Source organism: Sulfurisoma sediminicola (genome assembly GCF_003865015.1).
Lineage (GTDB): Bacteria > Pseudomonadota > Gammaproteobacteria > Burkholderiales > Rhodocyclaceae > Sulfurisoma > Sulfurisoma sediminicola.
On the sequence record NZ_BHVV01000002.1, the window covers coordinates 126,226 to 144,761 of the forward strand.

An 18,536-nucleotide genomic window follows, 5' to 3' on the forward strand; every position below is an offset into this window, starting at 1 on the left:
TTTCCAAGGGCGGGGTCGCACGCTTCGCGTGCTGGGGTTTGTGCATTGGCTCGGGGCGGCCCTTCGCCAATGCCTGCACCCCCAGGGTGGCGGCTTCGTTGCGGCCGTGGTGCTTGCGGGAGGCACAGGCCATGGAGCGTTTCCGAAGGGCTGCCCCGAGGAAACGCGGCACGCGCCGAAGGCGCAATCTGATCCAGGCCAGAACTACGAAGCCGCCCGTAACAATCGAGCGCAGCGAGACTGAGAGTCTCCCCTCCCGAGAGGGAGGAGCTGGGGGAGGGCGGGCCAACAGGCCCGATATTGTCTGAGCTGCGCAGCAGCTCAGACAATATCCAGGTGCTGGATCCCGGCGCTGAGATCCTTGTCTTTCGACTCCTGGCCGTGGAGCTTGATCTGCAGGCGCAGGTCGTTGACCGAGTCGGCGTTGCGCAGTGCATCCTCGTAGGAAATCTTGCCGCCCTCGTAAAGGTCGAACAGGGCCTGGTCGAAGGTCTGCATGCCGAGCTCGCGCGACTTCTTCATGATCTCCTTGATCTCATGTACATCGCCCTTGAAGATGAGGTCGGAAATCAGCGGCGAGTTGAGCAGGATCTCGATGGCGGCGGCACGGCCCTTGCCTTCCTTGAGCGGGATCAGCCGTTGCGAGCAGATGCCGCGCAGATTGAGTGAGAGGTCCATCAGCAGCTGTTGGCGCCGCTCCTCGGAGAAGAAGTTGATGATGCGGTCGAGCGCCTGGTTGGTCGAGTTGGCATGCAGCGTGCCCAGGCAGAGGTGCCCGGTTTCGGCGAAGGCGATGGCGTGCTCCATGGTCTCGGCTTCGCGGATCTCACCGATGAGGATCACGTCGGGCGCCTGGCGCAGGGTGTTCTTCAGCGCCATTTCCCACGAGTCGGTGTCGACGCCGACCTCGCGCTGGGTGATGATGCAGTTCTTGTGCTCATGCACGTACTCGACCGGGTCCTCGATGGTGATGATGTGGCCGTAGGAATTCTGGTTGCGGTAGCCGACCATCGCGGCTAGCGAAGTCGACTTGCCCGAGCCAGTGCCGCCGACGAACAGTACAAGGCCGCGTTTGGTCATCGCCACGTCCTTGAGCACCGGTGGCAGGTTGAGGTCCTCGAACTTCGGGATGGTGGTGTTGATGGTCCGCAGTACCATGCCACTGCGCCCCTGTTGCATGAAGGCGTTGACGCGGAAACGGCCGATGCCGGCCGGGCTGATGGCGAAGTTGCACTCCTTTCGCGCCTCGAACTCGGCCGCCTGCTTGTCGTTCATGACCGCCCGGGCCAGCTCGATGGTGTGCTGTGGCGTCAGCGGGTTCGTCGTGACCGGCGTCATCTTGCCGTCGACCTTCATCGCCGGCGGAAATCCGGCGGTGATGAACAGGTCGGAACCCTTTTTCTGCACCATCATGGCCAGAAGCTGGTGCATGAATTTCAGGCCTTCGTCTCGTTCCATCTGTCATTCTCCATGCGTGCCCCGGCTGATTGGCCGCTTCAGCGGCTCACTTCAGTCGCCTCCCCGCGAGGGGGGATGGGAGGGGCGGGTGTCTAGTTTTCGCCAGTACATCCTTGCGGGCATCAGCCCGCGAAGATGTCCTTGTTCGCCGCCTTGCTGCGGGCCTCGGAGGGCGAGACGATGTTGCGCTTGACCAGGTCCTGCAGGTTCTGGTCGAGCGTCTGCATGCCGAACTGCTGGCCGGTCTGGATCGCCGAGTACATCTGCGCCACCTTGGCCTCGCGGATCAGGTTGCGGATGGCCGGCGTTCCGATCATGATCTCGTGCGCGGCGACGCGGCCCTGACCATCCTTGGTCTTGAGCAGTGTCTGCGAGATCACCGCCCGCAGCGATTCCGAAAGCATGGCGCGCACCATCTCCTTCTCGGCTGCGGGGAAGACGTCGATGATGCGGTCGATAGTCTTGGCCGCCGACGAGGTATGCAATGTGCCGAACACCAAGTGGCCTGTTTCGGCCGCGGTCAGGGCGAGGCGGATGGTCTCGAGGTCGCGCAGCTCGCCGACCAGGATCACGTCCGGGTCCTCGCGCAGTGCCGACTTCAGCGCGTTGCTGAACGACAGCGTGTGCGGGCCGACTTCGCGCTGGTTGATCAGGCACTTCTTCGATTCGTGCACGAATTCGATCGGGTCCTCGACGGTGAGGATGTGGCCGTACTCGTTCTCGTTCTTGTGGTTCACCATCGCCGCCAGGGTGGTCGATTTGCCCGAGCCGGTCGGACCCGTCACCAGCACCACGCCGCGCGGCTGGTCGGCCAGCTCGGCGAAGATCTTCGGGCACTTGAGGTCGTCGAGCGAGAGGATCTTCGAGGGAATGGTCCTCAGCACGGCGGAGGCGCCGCGGTTCTGGACGAAGGCATTGACGCGGAAGCGCGCCAGACCCGGTATCGCGAAGGAGAAGTCCAGCTCGAGGTTTTCCTCGTAGTGCTTGCGCTGGCCGTCGTTCATGATGTCGTAGATCATGGAGTGCACATCCTTGTGCTCCATGGCCGGCAGGTTGATGCGGCGCACGTCGCCATGAACCCGGATCATCGGCGGCAGACCGGCCGAGAGGTGCAGGTCCGAGGCCTTGTTTTTGACTACGAAGGCGAGCAGTTCGGTGATGTCCATGCGAGCTTCCCTGGGAGCGTCCCGGATCGGTGCGGTTGTTATACTTGAAGCCGCTATATGACAACAATCGCCGCCAACTTGCAAGCCGTCAGGGAACGCATTGCCGCCGCCTGTGTCGCGGCGGGACGACCGGCCGCGACGGTGAGCCTGCTGGCGGTGTCGAAGACCTGGCCGGCCGCGGCGGTGCGCGATGCCGCGGCGGCCGGACAACGCAGATTCGGCGAAAGCTACGTGCAGGAAGCGGTGCCGAAGGTCGCGGCGCTGCGCGAGCTCGATCTCGAGTGGCATTTCATCGGCCCCTTGCAGAGCAACAAGACCCGGCCAGTGGCCGAGACCTTCGCCTGGGTCCATTCGGTCGAGCGCCTGAAGATCGCGGAGCGCCTGTCGCAGCAGCGTCCGCCCGAACTGGGGCCGCTGAATGTCTGCCTGCAGGTGAATGTTTCCGGCGAGGCGAGCAAGAGCGGCTGCGCGCCGGGTGAAGTCGCCGCGCTAGCCTCCGCGGTGGCGCAACTGCCGAATCTGCGGCTACGCGGCCTCATGGCGATTCCCGAGCCGGGCGACGACATCGCGACGCAGCGACGACGTTTCGCCACCCTGCGCGTACTTTGGGAGCGACTGGCGGCGGACGGCCTGTCGCTCGACACCCTGTCGATGGGCATGAGCGACGACCTCGAGGCGGCGGTCCTGGAGGGCGCGACCATGGTGCGTGTCGGCACGGCAATATTCGGTGAAAGGACTTACCAGTGAAAATCACGTTCCTTGGCGGCGGCAACATGGCCTCCGCCCTCATCGGCGGCCTCAAGAAGCAGGGCTTCGCGGTCGCGGGCATCCAGGTGGTCGAGCCGGCGGCGGAGGCACGCGAGCGCCTGACTGCCGCTTTCGGCGTGCGCTGCGCGGCCATGGCCGACGCCGCGACGCTGGAATGCGAGGCGCTCGTGCTTTCGGTGAAGCCGCAAGTGATGAGGGAGGCGCTGGCGCCGGTTGCCGCCCATCTTTCCACTCAGCTGGTGATCAGCATCGCCGCCGGTTTGCGCATGGCCGACATCGGCCGCTGGCTTGGCGGCTACAAGCGCCTGGTGCGCACCATGCCGAATACGCCGGCGCTGATCGGCGCCGGCATCACCGGCCTCTATGCCGATCCCAGCGTCGACCGCGAGGGCCGCGACATGGCCGAGAAGATTCTCGGCGCGGTCGGCACCGTGCTGTGGGTAGCCGACGAGGCGAAGATGGATGCGGTCACCGCCGTCTCCGGTAGCGGCCCGGCCTACGTCTTCTATTTCATCGAGGCGCTCGAGACCGCCGCGCGCAAACTCGGTTTCGACGATGTTGCGGCGCGTAAGTTGGCGGTCGAAACCTTCGTCGGCGCATCGCGCCTGGCCGAGAGCAGCAGCGAACCCGTCTCCGTGCTGCGCCAGCGGGTGACCTCGAAAGGCGGCACGACCGAGGCCGCGCTCAATTCCTTCGCGTCTGATGCCATCGCCGCCGCCATCGGACGTGGCGTCAAGGCCGCCGACAACCGCGGCCGCGAGCTTGGCGACCTCATGGGGAAAGACTAATGGCCCCCCACGCTCGCAAATTCAGCTTATGTCCCCGGCGCAGTCGGGGACGGTATTCCTTGTGGACGCTGCCCCCCACGGGGGGCAGCATGCTCCTTGGGGCGGCCCGACGGGGCATCGACTGATGCTGACGCGGATCGTTCTCTTCCTCGCCCAGGTCGCCTGCGACTTCCTCGCCGCCCTTTTCCTGGCGCGCTTCATCCTGCAGTGGGCGCGGGTGTCCTTCCGCAACCCCGTCGGCCAGTTCGTCATCGCCGTCACCGACTGGGCCGTGCTGCCGGCGCGCAAGCTCGTGCCCGGCCTCTTCGGCCTCGACCTCGCCAGCCTGCTGCTGGCCTGGCTGACCCAGCTGGGTTTCCTCGCGCTGGCGTATTCGATGTCTACGCTGGGCCATGCCGGAGGTGGCGCGAGCTTCGTGCTGCTGATGGCCGGCGCCCTGGTCGAGGTCGCGCGCCTGGCCATCCACCTGGCAATGCTGGTGGTGCTGGTCACCGCGCTGCTGTCGTGGATCAATCCCTACGCGCCCCTGGCACCCTTCTTCAACCAGCTGGCACGGCCACTGCTGGCGCCGTTCCAGCGCGTGATCCCGCCGCTCGGCGGCATCGATCTCTCGCCGCTGGTCCTGCTGCTGGCGCTGCAGGTGCTGCTGATGGTGCTCGACAGCCTGCGCGGAATGGCCTTCGGCATTCCGATGTGAGCTGGCTCGCCGTTACCCGGGATGGCGTCGTCCTCACGCTGCACATCCAGCCCGGTGCGAAGAAGACCGAGATCGTCGGCCCCCACGGCGATGCGCTGAAAATCCGTCTTGCCGCGCCGCCGGTCGACGGCAAGGCCAATGCGGCGCTCATCGAATTTCTGGCGAAAAAAGTCGGCGCTGGCAGGACGGCGGTCGAGGTCATCGGTGGCCAGACCTCGCGCACCAAGCGCGTCAGGATCGGTGGCGTTTCCGCCGCCGAACTGCGGGCGCTGCTTCAGGCAAAGGCGCCGTCGTAGGCGAGGTGGCCCTCGATCAGGGTGCAGCGCACCCGGCCCTTGAGCTCCTGCCCGAGGAAGGGCGTGTTCTTGCCCTGGCTCTTCAGCGTTTCGCGGCTGATGCGGGCCGGCGCCTGCGGGTCGAAGACGCAGACGTCGGCGGCCGCGCCTGCCGAAAGCGTGCCGCCGCCGATGCCGAGGATGCGCGCCGGATCAATGGTCACCCGAGCCAGCGCGGTGGCCAGCGGCAGCTGCATTTCGGCCGCCCATTTCAGCGTTAGCGGCAGCAGCAGTTCCAGCCCGGTGGCGCCGGGCTCGGCTTCGTCGAACGGCGTCTGTTTGGCGTCGTCGTCGACGGGGGTGTGGTCGGAACAGAGCGCGTTGATCGCGCCCGAGGCCAGCCCGGCACGCAGCGCATCGCGGTCGGCCGCTGCGCGCAGCGGCGGGTCGAGGCGGGCATGCGGGTTGAAGAAGCCGATGTCCTGGTCGCACAGGTGCAGGTGATGGACGGCGACGTCGCAGGTGACATCGATGCCCGTGGCGCGCGCGGCGGCGACCATCTCGATGCCGTCGGCCGAGGAGATGCGGGTCAGGTGCAGGCGTACGCCGGTTTCGCGCGCGAGGTGCAGGATGGTGGCGAGCGCGATGGTTTCGGCCACCACCGGAATGCCGGCCAGGCCGAGGCGCGCCGAGATTTCGCCGTCGTGGGCGACGCCGTTCTTCGCCAGGTAGGGGTCCTGCGCCTGCAGCCACACCGAGAAGCCGAAGGTGGCGGCGTATTGCATGGCGCGCATCAGCACCTGGGTGTCGAGCACGGGGGTGTTGGCTTGGCCGAACGCGATGCAGCCGGCCTCCGCCAGCTCGGCCATCTCGGTCAGGCGCTTGCCTTCGAGATTGATGGTCAGCGCACCGACCGGATAGACGTGGGCGAACTCCGGCAGCCGTGCGCGGTGCTTGAGCATTTCGACCAGCCCCGGCTCGTCTAGCGTCGGGTCGGTGTCGGGCGGGCAGGCGAGGCTGGTGACGCCGCCTGCCGCCGCTGCCGCCATTTCCGATTCGAGGGTGGCGCGATATTCGAAGCCGGGCTCGCGCAGCCGCGCCGAGAGATCGACCAGGCCGGGGCAGACGATGCAGCCCGTGGCGTCGATGGTGGCATTGGCTTCGAAGCCGGGAGGCGCGGCGCCGTCCCCGCGGGGATTTCCTCCGGTCACGCCGACTATTTTGCCCTTGGCGATGAAGACGTCGGCGGCGCGGTCGATGCCGTTGGCGGGGTCGATGACATGGCCGTTCCTGATGTGGATTTTCATGGTCAGCTCCCCGCCAGCATCGACATGACGGCCATTCTCACGGCGATGCCGAAGGTGACCTGCGGCAGGATCACCGAATGCGAACCGTCGGCCACGGCCGAGTCGATTTCGATGCCGCGGTTCATCGGCCCCGGATGCATGACGATGGCGTCGGGCTTGGCCAGCCGCAACTTGTCCGGCGTCAGGCCGTAGTACTTGAAGTATTCCTGCGGGCTGGGCAGCAGTGCGCCCTGCATGCGCTCGTTCTGCAGCCGTAGCATCATCACCACGTCGACGCCTTTCAGGCCTTCCTTCATGTCCTGGAACACGCGCACGCCCATGTCGGCGACGCCGCTTGGCAGCAGGGTGCGCGGGGCGATGACGCGGATCTCGGGCACGCCCAATGTGCGCAGGGCATGGATCTGCGAGCGCGCCACGCGCGAGTGGAGGACGTCGCCGACCACCGCCACGGTGAGCCGGGTGAAGTCCTTCTTGTAATGGCGGATGGTGTACATGTCGAGCAGGCCCTGCGTCGGATGGGCATGGCGGCCATCGCCGGCATTGACGACATGGATGTGTTCGCGCCCGGTGGCGGCGAGATGCTGGGCGATCAGGTAGGGTGCGCCGCTCGAGGCGTGGCGCACCACGAACATGTCGGCCTGCATGGCGGCGAGGTTGTCGACGGTGTCGAGCAGCGACTCGCCCTTGGAGGCGCTCGATGTGTTGATGTTGAGGTTGATGACGTCGGCCGAGAGGCGCTTGGCGGCGATCTCGAAGGTGGTGCGGGTGCGCGTCGAGTTCTCGAAGAACAGGTTGAACACGCTCTTGCCGCGCAGCAGCGGCACCTTCTTCACCTCGCGCTCGGCCACCTCGGCGAAGGGCTCGGCGGTATCGAGGATGCCCTGGAGTATCTCGCGCGACAGGCCCTCGAGGGTGATGAGGTGCTGCAGTTCGCCGTGGGCGTTCAGCTGCGGATTGCGGTTCATCATTTCTCCGTGATCCGGAAGGAAAGCGTCTCGCCGTCGCGCTCCAGCACCAGCGTCTGGCTGGCGGGCAGCGCCAGCGTTTGGGGGCACCAGGTGGCGGCGACGGGCAGCTCGCGGCCGCCGCGGTCGACCAGCACGGCGAGATCGACCCGCGCCGGGCGGCCGTAGTCGAACAGCTCGTTCAACGCGGCGCGGATGGTGCGGCCGGTGTAGAGCACGTCGTCGACGATGACGATGTGCGCGCCCTCGACATCGAAGGGAATGTTCGAGGCCTTGGCGCCCTTGTGCAGGCCGCGCTGGTTGTAGTCGTCGCGGTAGAAGGCGACGTCGATGCTGCCCAGTGGCTGCTGGATGGCCAGCTCGCGGTGCAGCCGTTCGGCGATCCAGGCGCCGCCGGTGTGGATGCCGACCAGCGCCGTTTGCGGCGTGATGGACGGGCGCATGGCGGCGGCCAGTTGCGCGCAGAGCGCGGTGGCGTCAGGCAGTGTGGGCATGGTCGAACCAGTCCTGCAGAATGAGGCGGGCGGCCTCGGCGTCGACCCTGGCCTTGGCGGATTTGTCGCGACCGGGCTTGATCGCGCGCTCGGCCTCGACCGAGGTCAGGCGCTCGTCGACCAGTTCCACCGGCAGGCGGTAGCGGCCTTCGAGCTGATGAGCGAAACGGCGGCTGCGCGCCGTCATTTCGTGTTCCGTGCCGTCAAGCGCCAGCGGCAGGCCGACGACGAGGCGCGCCGGCTGCCATTCGCCGATGAGTTTGCCGATGGCGGCGAAGCGCGCGTCGTTGGCGGGGGATTCGATGGTCGTCAGCGCGCGGGCCTGGCCCAGCAAGCCTTCGCCGATGGCGACGCCGATGCGCTCGGTGCCGAAGTCGAATGCCAGCACCGTGCCCTCAGGCATGGCCCGCGACTTCGGAGAGCGAGGCGAAATCGATACCGAGCAGTTGCATTGCCGCGGGCAGGCGCTCTTCCGGCGGCACGTCGAACAGAATGCGCGGGTCGGCGGCGACGGTGAGCCAGGCGTTCTGCGACAGTTCCCACTCGATCTGGCCGGCCGACCAGCCGGCGTAGCCCAGTGTGACCAGCACTTCGCCGGGTTCGCCTGATTCGCTCATCGACTGCAGGATGTCGCGCGAACTGGTCAGCGCGATGTCTTCAGCGACGCTGATCGTTGATTGCCAGCTGCCGCTCGGGCGGTGCAGCACGAAGCCGCGATCGGTCTGCACCGGTCCACCATAGTAGACCGGCAGCGCCGCGAAGCCGCGACCACCGGGCTCCAGGCGGATATCGACGCGTTCGAAAAGTGTCCCAAGGTCCATGTCGGTTGGGCGATTGACGACGATGCCAAGGGCGCCCTCGGCATTGTGTTCGCAGACGTAGGTCAGCGTCCGCGCAAAATTCGGATCGACCATGGCCGGCATGGCGATCAGGAAGTGGTGGGTCAGATTGACGCTGGTTTCGACGGGCGAACTCACGAATCCATTTTATCCCGTTTCCCATCTGCCACAATTCGACCATGCCCGCCCCCGCTCCCGCCGATTCGGCCGCCCTGGTCTGGTTCCGTCGCGATCTCCGTTTCGACGATCACGCCGCCCTCCATCACGCCTTGCGCAACCACTCCCGAGTCTTCTGCGCCTTCGTTTTCGATCGGGCGATTCTCGACCCGCTGCCGCGCGTCGATCGCCGGGTCGAGTTCATCCTGCGCGCGCTCGGCGAACTCGATGGCGCACTGCGAGAACACGGTGGTGCGCTGATCGTCCGCCACGGCTTTGCCGAGGACGAGATACCCCGCCTGGCTGCCGAGCTCGGCGTGACCGCGCTCTACGCCAATCGCGATTACGAGCCGGCGGCCATCGCACGCGATGCCGCGGTGCGGCGCCGTACCGCCACTGCCGACTTTCTGGATTTCAAGGACCAGGTAGTCTTCGAGCGCGACGAGGTGCTGACTCAGGGCGGCACCCCATTCTCCGTGTTCACGCCGTACAAGAACGCCTGGCTGAGGAAGCTTGAAGCTGCACACCTGGCGTCGTGGCCGGTCGAGCCGCTGGCTGCCCGTTTCACAGTGCCGCCATGCGAGTGTCGCCTGCCGACGCTGGCCGAACTCGGTTTCGAGACCACCGACCTTGCCACGCTGCCGCTGCCCGTCGGCATGCGCGGCGCGCAACAGCTTTTTCGCGACTTCGTCGAGCGCATCGACGACTACGCCGACAGGCGCGACTTCCCCGCGCTCAAGGGGCCGTCCTACCTGTCGGCACACCTTCGTTTCGGTACGATCTCGGTTCGCCAGCTCGCCGGCTACGCTCATGCCCAGGGTGGCCGCGGCGCCGAAACCTGGTTGTCGGAACTGATCTGGCGCGAGTTCTATCAGATGATCCTCTGGCACCGGCCGCAGGTCGTCGATCACGCCTTCAAACCCGAGTACGACGTCATCGGCTGGGACGATGCACCGGCACTTTTCGACGCCTGGTGCGAGGGGCGTACCGGCTACCCGCTGGTCGATGCCGCGATGCGCCAGCTCAACCGCACCGGCTACATGCACAACCGCCTGCGCATGGTGGCCGCATCATTCCTGACCAAGGACCTCGGCATCGACTGGCGGCACGGCGAGCGCTACTTCGCCGAGAAGCTGCTCGACTTCGACCTCGCCGCCAACAACGGCGGCTGGCAGTGGGCCGCCTCGACCGGATGCGATGCCCAGCCGTATTTCCGCATCTTCAATCCGGTGACGCAGTCGGAGAAATTCGATCCGGCGGGGAAGTTCATCCGCCGCTACGTGCCGGAACTGGAGCAGGTGCCGGACAGGTTCATCCACGCTCCCTGGCGCATGACAGCCGCGCAGCAGCAGGAATGCGGGGCGCTGATCGGCCGCGACTACCCGGCGCCGATCGTCGATCACGCGGCAGCGCGGACGCGGACGCTGGAGCGCTACGGCCGGCTCAGTCAGGCTTCTTGACGTAGCTGCCGATCAGCTTGAGCAGCTCTTCCTCGTCGTAGGGCTTGCCGAGGTAGTGATTGACGCCGATTTCCATCGCGTAGTTGCGATGCTTGTCGGCGATGCGCGACGTGATCATTATGATCGGGATGCCACGCGTACGGGCATCGGCGCGGACGTTGCGGGTGAGGTCGAAGCCGTCCATGCGCGGCATCTCGATGTCGACCAGCATGACATCCGGAATGACCTCGCCCAGCTGTTCGAGGGCATCGACGCCGTCCTTGGCGGTGACGACGTGGTAGCCCTCGCGCGCCAGCAGGCGGCCGGTGATCTTGCGCACGGTGAGCGAATCGTCGACCACCATGACCGTCGGCGTCGCCGCGACCGCGGCCTCCTCGCTGATGCGCTGGACGGTGGTCTCCGTCAGCGCCATCGGCGCGGCTTCGCGGCTGGCCAGCGCGATCGGGTTGATGATCAGCGCCACCTCGCCGTCGGCGAGCACGGTGGCGCCGGCGATGCCGACCACCCGCGCCAGCTGCGGCCCGATGTTCTTGACGACCACTTCCTCGTTGCCGAGGAGGCCGTCGACCTCGAGCGCGATGCGTTGCGAGCCGCCCTTGAGCAGCATCAGCCAGTGGCGGCGCGCCGGCTGCGGGTGGGCGCCGGGATCGCCGAGCAGACGCCCGACGTAATGCCAGGGGTAGTGGTTACCGAGCCAGTCGGTGCCTCGCCGCTCGCGGATGGTGGCGATCGCCTCGGGCTTCATCTCGCTGACCTGCTCGACCATGGCCGACGGGATCGCGAAGAGATGGCCGCCGGCGCGGATCAGCACGGCCTGGGCCACGGCCAGGGTCAGCGGCAGGTAGATGCGGAAGCGCGCGCCCTTGCCGGCTTCGGAGGCGATTTCGATGCGGCCGCCGAGATTGGCGGTCTCGTTCTTGACCACGTCCATGCCGACGCCGCGGCCGGAGACCTCGGTCACCTCGGCGGCAGTGGAGAAGCCGGGCTGGAAGATCATGCCCATAATGCGGGCGTCGTCGACCTCCTCGTCGGCGCCGAGCAGGCCGCGCTCGATCGCCTTGGCGCGGATGCGGACGAGGTCGAGGCCGGCACCGTCGTCACTCATCTCGATCAGCACTTCGTTGCCGGCCTGGGCCAGCGTCAGCTGGATCTCGCCGATCTCGGGCTTGCCCGCGGTGGCTCGTCGTTCGCGGTTCTCGAGTCCATGGGACACGGCATTGCGCAGCAGATGCTCGATCGGGCCGATCATCGCTTCCAGCACCGAGCGGTCGAGTTCGGTCTGGCCGCCGCGGATGTCGAGGTTGGCGCGCTTGTCGAGTTCCTTGGCGGTCTGGCGGACGACGCGGTAGAGGCGATCGGCCACCGAACTGAACGGCACCATGCGCACGCTCATCAGTGCCTGCGACAGCTCGCGGTTGAGGCGCGACTGCGCCACCAGCGCGGCATCGGCGTGGTCGAGGTTGCGCAGCAGGTTGTGCTGCACCGTGGATACGTCGTTGACGCTCTCGGCCATCATCCGCGTCAGTTCCTGGAAGCGGGTGAAGCGGTCGAATTCGAGTGGGTCGAAATTGGCGTCGTGGGCCTGGGCCTCGGCGAGCTGCGACTGCATCTGCGACTCGGCCTGGATCTCGATTTCGCGCAGTTGGTTGCGCAGGCGGATCACGTTCTCGGTCAGGTCGAGCAGCGCAGCCTTGAGCGTGCGCATCTCGCCCTCGATGCGGGCCCGCGCGATGGCCATTTCGCCCGCCTCGTTGACCAGCTTGTCGACGAGATCGGCGCGCACCCGCAGGCTGCGCTTGGCCGCGGCTTCTTCGGCCGCCGCCGCGATTTCTGCCCGCGTCGCGGCGGCTGCAGCGGCCGGTACCGGCGCCGCCGCCCGGGCCGCGGCTTCGGCGGCGGCTTCCTCCGGGGTGACCGCATCGACGTCGCCGAAGCGGCGCAGCTTGTCGATCAGCATCGCGCTGCGGTCGTAGGTGGCTTCGACCTCGTCGAGGAAGGCGGGGGTGATGTCGGAAGAGGCCTCGATGCGCGTCTCGAGGCCATGCACGATTTCGCCGATGCTCATCGCGCCCGCCATGCGTGCGCTGCCCTTCAGGGTATGCAGCAGGCGGCGCAACTGGTTGGAAATCTCGATGTCGGTCGGCTGCTCGCGCCAGTTGCGCAGCTCGGTGCCGATCTCGCGCATCAGATCCTGCGATTCCTCGAGGAAGAAGGGCAGCAGCTGCGGGTCGAGGTCGTCATGCAGCCGCGACTGGCGGCGTTCCAGGGCTTCTTCCTCGGTGATCGCATGTTCGGCTGCCAGCGCGGCAGGGATAGCCTCGCCCGCTGGCATGAGCAGGGCCTCCGCCGGCACTGCGGCGCTTGGCGCGGTAGCTTCGGCGATGGCCGTCGGCTCGATAACTGGCAGTTCGAACGACGGCAGTTCGAGCGACGGCAGTTCGAGCGACGGCAGTTCGAATACCGGAACCTCTTCCCCTGCCGGTGCCACCGGCTCTGCTTCCGGTACGTGAGGCATCAGGCGGTCGAGTTCCGCGGCGAGGCCCGTTTCCGGCGCCGGCAGCCGCAATTCGGCGATGGCGCCGACCATGCCCTCGAGCGCGCCGACGGCGCGCGCCAGCAGCATGCGCTGGGGCTCGTCGGGAGGCAAATCGGCATCGAGCAGGCGTTCGAAGGCAAGTTCCAGCGCGTGGGCCACGCCTTGCACCGCCGGCAGGCCGGTGGTCGCGGATATGCCGCCGAGCGTGTGAGCGACGCGCAGCAGGTCCCGGTCGATCCCGCGGGCGCCTTCCAAGCCGGTCTGCAGGGCAGCGACGTGGCCGCGAGCCTCGGCGACGTAGAGATCGTAGAGCGCCCGCGCGATCTCGCACTCGCCGACCATGACCGTTTCGACCGCCGGTGGCTCGGCAGGGACTTCGGCAACCGCTTCCGCCGGCAATTCCATGGGCAGTTCGAAAGCCTCGGTGGCGGCTAACTCGGCGGCGAGCGCCGGCGCTTCGAGCGGAGCGATCCCGGCGACCTCCGCAAGGGCTTCGGGCTCCGCCGCTGCCGGCTGCGGTTGCTCGGCCGCCGCCGTTTCTTCCTCGCTGAGCAGGCGCTCGCACTGTGCGACGAGGGTACCGGCGTCGCGCCAGGTACCGCCGCCGGCCTCAAGTTGGGCGACCCAGTCGTGGAAAAGCGCATGGGCCGACTCGAGCACGGCCAGCAGCGGCGGCGAGACCAGCTGTTCCTGCTGCAGCCACTTGTTGAGAGTCTGCTCGACCGCCCATGCGGCTTCGCCCAGGTCGGTGAGGCCGACCATGCGTCCGCTGCCCTTCAGGGTGTGGAAGCTGCGCCGTACGGTGGTCAGCGTTTCGCGGTCATGCGGCTGGCTGGCGAGCTGCGGGACGTTGGCGGCGATCGCCGCGAGAACTTCGTGGGCTTCCTCGAGGAAGATCGAGAGAAGTTCGGCATCGACCTCTGCGCTGCTGGCCTCGGCGAGCCGCGCAGTTTCGGCCGACGGTGCGGGCGCTTCGGCCGGGGCGGCTTTTTCGACGGCGGCCTCGAAAGCGGCCTCGATGACCGTCGGCGTCTGCTCGGTGTCGATCGCCGCGATGGCGGCGCTGGCCTGCGCGGCAAGTCCCTGGTCGGCAACGAGGTTGGCGTCCTCGCGCAGCGCTTCCAGGTTGTGCTTGAGTTCCTCGCGCAGCTCGCCCTGTGCTTCCTGTGGTGCGGCCTTGAGCTGGGCAGCGAGAATCTGCGATTGTGTCAGCGCCTTGTTGATTTCCTGCTCGACGGTCGGCGCCGCGGCTTCCACCACGACCGGCGCCGGATTGAGGATGGCGTCGAGATCGGCCGGGCCGAACTGCAGCTTCTCGACGAAGAAACCGAGGCCGGAGAGCTTGGCGGCGACATCCTCGAAGTCCGCCTGCTGCGGCATGTAGAACTCGTCGCGGAAGGTCGCGATGCGGGTTTCGCATTCGTGCAGCACTTCGACGGCGCGATCCTGGCCGAGCACCATGAGCGCTCCGGTGACCTGGGTCAGCGGCTTGGCGAGCTGACCGAGCTCGGCGCGCTGCGCCGGATTGCGGAAGAAACCGTCGAGAGTCTGCTCGACCACCGCCAGGTTCGCCAGGATTTCCTTGGCCACCTGGTGCATGAGCAGCCGTTCCTGGGCGCGCCGCGAGATCTCGTCGAGCTGGGGAATCTCCAGCGCGCCTAATGCCTCGCCGCGCAGCAGCGCGGCCAGCCGTCCCGCGACGGTATCGACCTGATGGGCGAACTGGATGCCGACCTCGGGGAAGTGCTCGAGGGTACTTTCGAGGAGCAGCAGCGCGGTCGCAATTTCCAGCCCGTCGGCATCACCGTGGCGGGCCGGTTGGGTGGCGATGGCCTCAGCGGTCTTCTGGATCGCCGAGGCCAGGCGCGCGATCTCGGGCTGGCCGAGTTCATCGAGACGAGCGACGAGCTGCACAACGCCGTCGCGGAACTGCGCCAGGGCCGTTGTGGTGCCAGCGCAGTAGCGGTTCCAGTGATCCTTGGTCGTCGCCAGCAGCTCGCGGCTGGCGCGCAGCACCGGCTTGAGCGGCGTGATGTCCTGGGCGTCGCCTATCGCGGGAATGAGGTTGTCGAGCCGGTAGGCGGCGCGCACGCACTCGAGATGATCGCTGCCGTGCGGGGCGCGGGCGACGTAATAGAGGACGTCGCGCATCAGGCGGTCGGCGACGGTGCCGGAGCCCTCGAGCAGCTTGCGCAGCTGCCCCTCGATGCGGCCGCACAGCTTCTTGACGGCGGCATCGGCCTCGATGCCGCCGCCGGCCAGCGCGTCGAAAAAGGCCATGGCGACCCACCAGAAGGCGCGGCTGGCCGGTTGTGACTGCGTCATTTCGACCATGGCGACGGCCATGCGCATGTCGGCGGCGCCCTTGGGATCCTGCTTGAGCCACTTGAGCAGGCCGCGCTGGAAGCCGAGCCGGGCCGCCTTGATGCGCGCCTGGAGCGCCTCGGTGGCGAGGGGTGCCGGTTCCTTCTCGCGTCGCGGCGGTCGCAACGTCAGGTCGGGGAAGAACAGCTCGGTCGCCCCGGGCACGGGCTGGCCGCGGGCCACGGCGATGTCGCGGTAGGCGGGGAACAGCTTGAGCGCCTGATCGGGGCGGCCATCGACGAGGTCATCGAGATAAAGACGGATGGCGGCAAAGCCCTTGCGCCCGGCCTCGGCCGCCTGCGGCGTCGCCGCAATCGAGCCGTCCTCGAAACCGGCGAGCAGCGCCTCGAGCGCTTCGGCGAACTGGGTAACGCCCTCGAGACCGACGATGGTCAGCGCGCCGCGCGCCTGGCGCAGATGATTGCGCGCCTGTCCGATCTGCGCCGCCTCATGGCTGGCGGCGAACTGGCCGAGCGCTTCGCCGGCGCGTTCGAGCGCGAGATCGATCTCGCCCTTGACCCAGGTCAGGGGGCCGATGTCCAGTTCTGTCGCCATGTTCATGCGTTAATGCCCGCGCCAGTCCGACCTCAGACCTTGAAGCCGGAAACCGAGCCCTTGAGTTCGACAGCGAGGTTGGCCAGCTGGCCGATCGATACCGCGGTGCGTTTGGTGCCGTCGGTGGTCTGGTCCGTCACCTGGCGGATGCCTTCCATCGCGGTCGCCACACCGGTGGCGACGCCCGCCTGATGCTGGGTGTCGGTCGAGATCTTCGCGATCAGTTCGGCCAGGGACTTCGACACGTTGGAGATTTCCTCCAGGGCCTGGCCGGCGGCGTCGGAGAGCTTGGCGCCCTCGACCACGCCCTGCGTCGAGTATTCCATCGCCGAGACGGCGTCGTGGGTGTCCGCCTGAATGGTCTTGACGATCGCCGCGATCTGCTTTGTCGCCTCGCCGGAACGTTCGGCCAGACGTTGCACTTCTTCCGCAACCACCGTGAAGCCGCGGCCCGCCTCGCCGGCCGATGCCGCCTGAATGGCGGCGTTGAGCGCCAGCACGTTGGTCTGCTCGGTAATGTCGGAAATCAGTTCCACGATTTCGCCGATCTCCTGCGAGGATTCGCCCAGGCGCTTGATCCGTTTCGATGTCTCCTGGATCTGGCCGCGGATTTCGTTCATGCCCTTGATCGAGTTTTCCACCGCCTCGGCGCCCTTCTGCGCGGCCTCGAGCGACTGGCGCGCCACGCGGGCCGACTCCAGCGCGTTGCCGGATACCGCGCTCATCGATTGTGCCATCTCGAGCACCGACTCGCTGGCCTGCTGGATTTCGTGCGACTGGCGCTCGGCGGCCTGGAGCAACTGGGTCGAGGTCTGCTGCGCGGTCTCCGACGCCGCGGCCACCTGGCCTGCGGCCTCGTTGATTCGCCGCACCAGCACCGACAGTTCTTCAATGGTGTAGTTCACCGAGTCGGCAATGGCGCCGGTCACGTCCTCCGACACCGTTGCCCGCACCGTCAGGTCGCCGTCGGCCAGGTCGCCCATCTCGTTCATCAACCGCAGAATCGCCTCCTGTGTCGCGTCCTTCGCCGCCTCGGCCTCGCGCCGCTGCCGCTCGACTTCTCCCTGGCGGTTGTGGGTGTCATCGTTGTAGACCTTGAGCATCAGCACCAGAAGCAGCAACACCAGCGAACCGGAGACGATGACGACGATGGTCGGCACGGTGCTTTCCGACTGCTTGCCGATCTCCTGGAACAGGGTGTCGGTCGCGCCGGCCAGCTGTTCGGCCATGGGCTGCAGCTTGACGCCGCCGGCCTTGGCGGCGTCAAGGTCGGGAATGGCGGCCGCGATCCCGGCGCCGGCGATACCGATCTCGCCGAGCGATTTCTCGAGCGTGTCGCGCACCGTGCTGTCGACGGCCTTGGCCGCGGCATCCGCCTTCTGGAAGATTTCGGTGAGGTTGGTCTTGAGGATATCCACTGTCTGCAGGTGCATTGGCGCCGGCAGCAGGAGCACCACGCGGGCGCGGCGGGAGATGTCGATGGACATCTTGGCGATGTCCTCGAGGCGGGGATCGGTCTCGGCGAGTTTGCCGATGTCGGCCGAGGCCTTGGCGAGCTTGTCCGAGGCTTCGGCGAGGCCTTTCAGCGATTTTTCCTTGGCGAGCACGACGCCCAGGCCTGCATCCAGGCCCTTCCAGGCGCCGGCAATCTTGTCGACCCCCGGCCGCAGCGCTTCGTCGACCGCTACCGCATCGAAGCCCGCCTCACTGCCGCCGTTGGTCAGCAGATTGAGCAGGGTGCCGAAGCGCGCGCGGCCAGACGACAAGGCGGCGAAGTCGATGGCGGAACCCTGGGTCGTCACGCGCACGGCGCCCTTGCCGATGATCTGCGAGAACACCCGCATCTCGGCGATGATCGCGCGGTGGGTATCGCGGATTTCCGTGGTACGGATCTGCTGCCACAGCACGAACACGAGCGTCACCAGGAAGAAGAAGGCGGCTGCGCCGAGAATCTGCAACTGCAGGTTGGCCGGCTTGGTGCCTATCAGCGGCAGCTTGAGCTGGCGCCGACGGTCTACCGCGGGCGATCCGCCGGCCCCTGCGGCGGGCGCCTCGCCCATCACGGTCGTCTGCGGTGCGGGCCGCTTGCGGCGGTCGAATGTCGGCAGCTTGAAGGGCAGCTTAAATGCCATGTTTAGTCCCCTGGTGGTCCTGGTGGTTCATGGTGGGTGTGCGTCACGCGGCGATCAGTTCGACACGTTGAGAAATTCGGGGTCGTCGAGCAGCGACTTGATCTGTAACCGGGTCCAGGCCTGGCCGCTGGGGTCGACATAACGGGCACCGGACCACGCCGGTGCATTGTCCGCCGGAGCCTCTTCCGTCATGTCGGCGAGGCCCTTGAGTCCGAGGGTGCGATTGACCAGCAGTGCGCTGTTGATGCCGTGACGCGAGCCAACCAGCAGAAGACGGGCTTCGCTGTTGCGCGGGGTCGCCTCGCCGCCACGGAAGGCGGAAAAATCGACGACGCTGTAGAGCGCACCGCGGACGTTGGCGACGCCGGCGAACCACGGCTTGGTCAGCGGTACGTTGGTCAGGGGGGGGCAGCGGCAGCACTTCGCCGGAATCGGACAGTTCGAGCAGGCAGTGGTCCTTGCCGGAGATGATGCCCAGCAAGGCACGTGCCGTTTCACCCCGGCGCGCCGAGGTCAGCCGTTCGGACAGGCCGGCCTGGAACTCCCGCAGGCTGAGACGACGTCTTGCCATGACCT

At 67.1% G+C, this 18,536-nt stretch carries 15 protein-coding genes; 5 read left to right on the forward strand and 10 right to left on the reverse strand.

The window, feature by feature from the left end; genetic code table 11:
• Positions 1-321: 321 nt before the first annotated feature.
• Entirely contained in the window at positions 322-1,458 is a 1,137-nt protein-coding gene (locus EJE94_RS04645) for a PilT/PilU family type 4a pilus ATPase (protein WP_121240290.1), read from the reverse strand.
• A 122-nt stretch (positions 1,459-1,580) separates the two neighbouring features.
• Positions 1,581-2,624, reverse strand: coding sequence for a type IV pilus twitching motility protein PilT (locus EJE94_RS04650; RefSeq protein WP_121240291.1), 1,044 nt, complete (start codon positions 2,622-2,624; stop codon positions 1,581-1,583).
• 57 nt (positions 2,625-2,681) lie between these two features.
• Here EJE94_RS04650 and EJE94_RS04655 point away from each other — a divergent pair, with 57 nt between their 5' ends.
• The 4 genes from EJE94_RS04655 to EJE94_RS04670 all read left to right on the forward strand — a co-directional run bounded on the left by EJE94_RS04655 (position 2,682) and on the right by EJE94_RS04670 (position 5,173).
• The gene (locus EJE94_RS04655) at positions 2,682-3,371 is read left to right on the forward strand and encodes a YggS family pyridoxal phosphate-dependent enzyme (RefSeq protein ID WP_121240292.1); all 690 of its coding nucleotides are present in this window, start codon (positions 2,682-2,684) and stop codon (positions 3,369-3,371) included.
• Positions 3,368-4,180 carry a pyrroline-5-carboxylate reductase gene (gene proC / locus EJE94_RS04660; protein ID WP_121240293.1) on the forward strand — a complete coding sequence of 271 codons (813 nt, stop codon included), beginning with the start codon at positions 3,368-3,370 and terminating at the stop codon, positions 4,178-4,180. Before EJE94_RS04655 ends, proC begins: the two co-directional genes overlap by 4 nt.
• A 124-nt stretch (positions 4,181-4,304) precedes the next feature.
• Positions 4,305-4,877: a YggT family protein gene (locus tag EJE94_RS04665; RefSeq protein WP_121240294.1), complete on the forward strand. Its 573-nt coding sequence runs from the start codon at positions 4,305-4,307 to the stop codon at positions 4,875-4,877.
• Entirely contained in the window at positions 4,874-5,173 is a 300-nt protein-coding gene (locus tag EJE94_RS04670) for a DUF167 domain-containing protein (protein WP_121240295.1), read from the forward strand. The genes EJE94_RS04665 and EJE94_RS04670 overlap by 4 nt, the downstream gene beginning before the upstream one ends.
• Here EJE94_RS04670 and EJE94_RS04675 read toward each other — a convergent pair.
• From EJE94_RS04675 to EJE94_RS04695, 5 genes are read right to left on the reverse strand one after another with little or no spacing between them, the layout of a single operon-like run.
• Positions 5,152-6,459: a dihydroorotase gene (locus tag EJE94_RS04675; RefSeq protein ID WP_121240296.1), complete on the reverse strand. Its 1,308-nt coding sequence runs from the start codon at positions 6,457-6,459 to the stop codon at positions 5,152-5,154. The genes EJE94_RS04670 and EJE94_RS04675 overlap by 22 nt on opposite strands.
• A 2-nt stretch (positions 6,460-6,461) precedes the next feature.
• Positions 6,462-7,424, reverse strand: coding sequence for an aspartate carbamoyltransferase catalytic subunit (locus EJE94_RS04680; RefSeq protein WP_121240642.1), 963 nt, complete (start codon positions 7,422-7,424; stop codon positions 6,462-6,464).
• Entirely contained in the window at positions 7,424-7,918 is a 495-nt protein-coding gene (gene pyrR, locus EJE94_RS04685; protein WP_121240297.1) for a bifunctional pyr operon transcriptional regulator/uracil phosphoribosyltransferase PyrR, read from the reverse strand. Before pyrR ends, EJE94_RS04680 begins: the two co-directional genes overlap by 1 nt.
• Positions 7,902-8,321, reverse strand: coding sequence for a Holliday junction resolvase RuvX (ruvX, locus tag EJE94_RS04690; protein ID WP_121240298.1), 420 nt, complete (start codon positions 8,319-8,321; stop codon positions 7,902-7,904). Before ruvX ends, pyrR begins: the two co-directional genes overlap by 17 nt.
• The gene (locus EJE94_RS04695; RefSeq protein ID WP_121240644.1) at positions 8,314-8,841 is read right to left on the reverse strand and encodes a YqgE/AlgH family protein; all 528 of its coding nucleotides are present in this window, start codon (positions 8,839-8,841) and stop codon (positions 8,314-8,316) included. Before EJE94_RS04695 ends, ruvX begins: the two co-directional genes overlap by 8 nt.
• 95 nt (positions 8,842-8,936) lie before the next feature.
• Here EJE94_RS04695 and EJE94_RS04700 point away from each other — a divergent pair, with 95 nt between their 5' ends.
• Complete coding sequence (locus EJE94_RS04700; protein WP_121240299.1) at positions 8,937-10,373, forward strand: cryptochrome/photolyase family protein; 1,437 nt, start codon at positions 8,937-8,939, stop codon at positions 10,371-10,373.
• Here the strand turns inward: EJE94_RS04700 and EJE94_RS04705 are convergent.
• From EJE94_RS04705 to EJE94_RS04715, 3 genes are read right to left on the reverse strand one after another with little or no spacing between them, the layout of a single operon-like run.
• Entirely contained in the window at positions 10,357-15,828 is a 5,472-nt protein-coding gene (locus EJE94_RS04705) for a hybrid sensor histidine kinase/response regulator (protein WP_243642526.1), read from the reverse strand. The two genes, EJE94_RS04700 and EJE94_RS04705, sit on opposite strands and share 17 nt — an antisense overlap.
• A 32-nt stretch (positions 15,829-15,860) precedes the next feature.
• The gene (locus EJE94_RS14920) at positions 15,861-17,960 is read right to left on the reverse strand and encodes a methyl-accepting chemotaxis protein (RefSeq protein ID WP_121240301.1); all 2,100 of its coding nucleotides are present in this window, start codon (positions 17,958-17,960) and stop codon (positions 15,861-15,863) included.
• Positions 17,961-18,014: 54 nt separating this feature from the next.
• On the reverse strand, positions 18,015-18,458 hold the full coding sequence (locus tag EJE94_RS04715; protein WP_207855725.1) for a chemotaxis protein CheW: 444 nt from the start codon (positions 18,456-18,458) through the stop codon (positions 18,015-18,017).
• Positions 18,459-18,536 lie beyond the last annotated feature (78 nt).

Bases quoted from the DNA above. Each gene is read 5' to 3' on its own strand.
- EJE94_RS04645 (WP_121240290.1), bottom strand. From the start codon at position 1,458: ATGGAACGAGACGAAGGCCTGAAATTCATGCACCAGCTTCTGGCCATG.
- EJE94_RS04650 (WP_121240291.1), bottom strand. From the start codon at position 2,624: ATGGACATCACCGAACTGCTCGCCTTCGTAGTCAAAAACAAGGCCTCG.
- EJE94_RS04655 (WP_121240292.1), top strand. From the start codon at position 2,682: ATGACAACAATCGCCGCCAACTTGCAAGCCGTCAGGGAACGCATTGCC.
- EJE94_RS04665 (WP_121240294.1), top strand. From the start codon at position 4,305: ATGCTGACGCGGATCGTTCTCTTCCTCGCCCAGGTCGCCTGCGACTTC.
- EJE94_RS04675 (WP_121240296.1), bottom strand. From the start codon at position 6,459: ATGAAAATCCACATCAGGAACGGCCATGTCATCGACCCCGCCAACGGC.
- EJE94_RS04680 (WP_121240642.1), bottom strand. From the start codon at position 7,424: ATGAACCGCAATCCGCAGCTGAACGCCCACGGCGAACTGCAGCACCTC.
- pyrR (WP_121240297.1), bottom strand. From the start codon at position 7,918: ATGCCCACACTGCCTGACGCCACCGCGCTCTGCGCGCAACTGGCCGCC.
- ruvX (WP_121240298.1), bottom strand. From the start codon at position 8,321: ATGCCTGAGGGCACGGTGCTGGCATTCGACTTCGGCACCGAGCGCATC.
- EJE94_RS04695 (WP_121240644.1), bottom strand. From the start codon at position 8,841: ATGCCGGCCATGGTCGATCCGAATTTTGCGCGGACGCTGACCTACGTC.
- EJE94_RS04700 (WP_121240299.1), top strand. From the start codon at position 8,937: ATGCCCGCCCCCGCTCCCGCCGATTCGGCCGCCCTGGTCTGGTTCCGT.
- EJE94_RS04705 (WP_243642526.1), bottom strand. From the start codon at position 15,828: ATGGCGACAGAACTGGACATCGGCCCCCTGACCTGGGTCAAGGGCGAG.
- EJE94_RS14920 (WP_121240301.1), bottom strand. From the start codon at position 17,960: ATGGCATTTAAGCTGCCCTTCAAGCTGCCGACATTCGACCGCCGCAAG.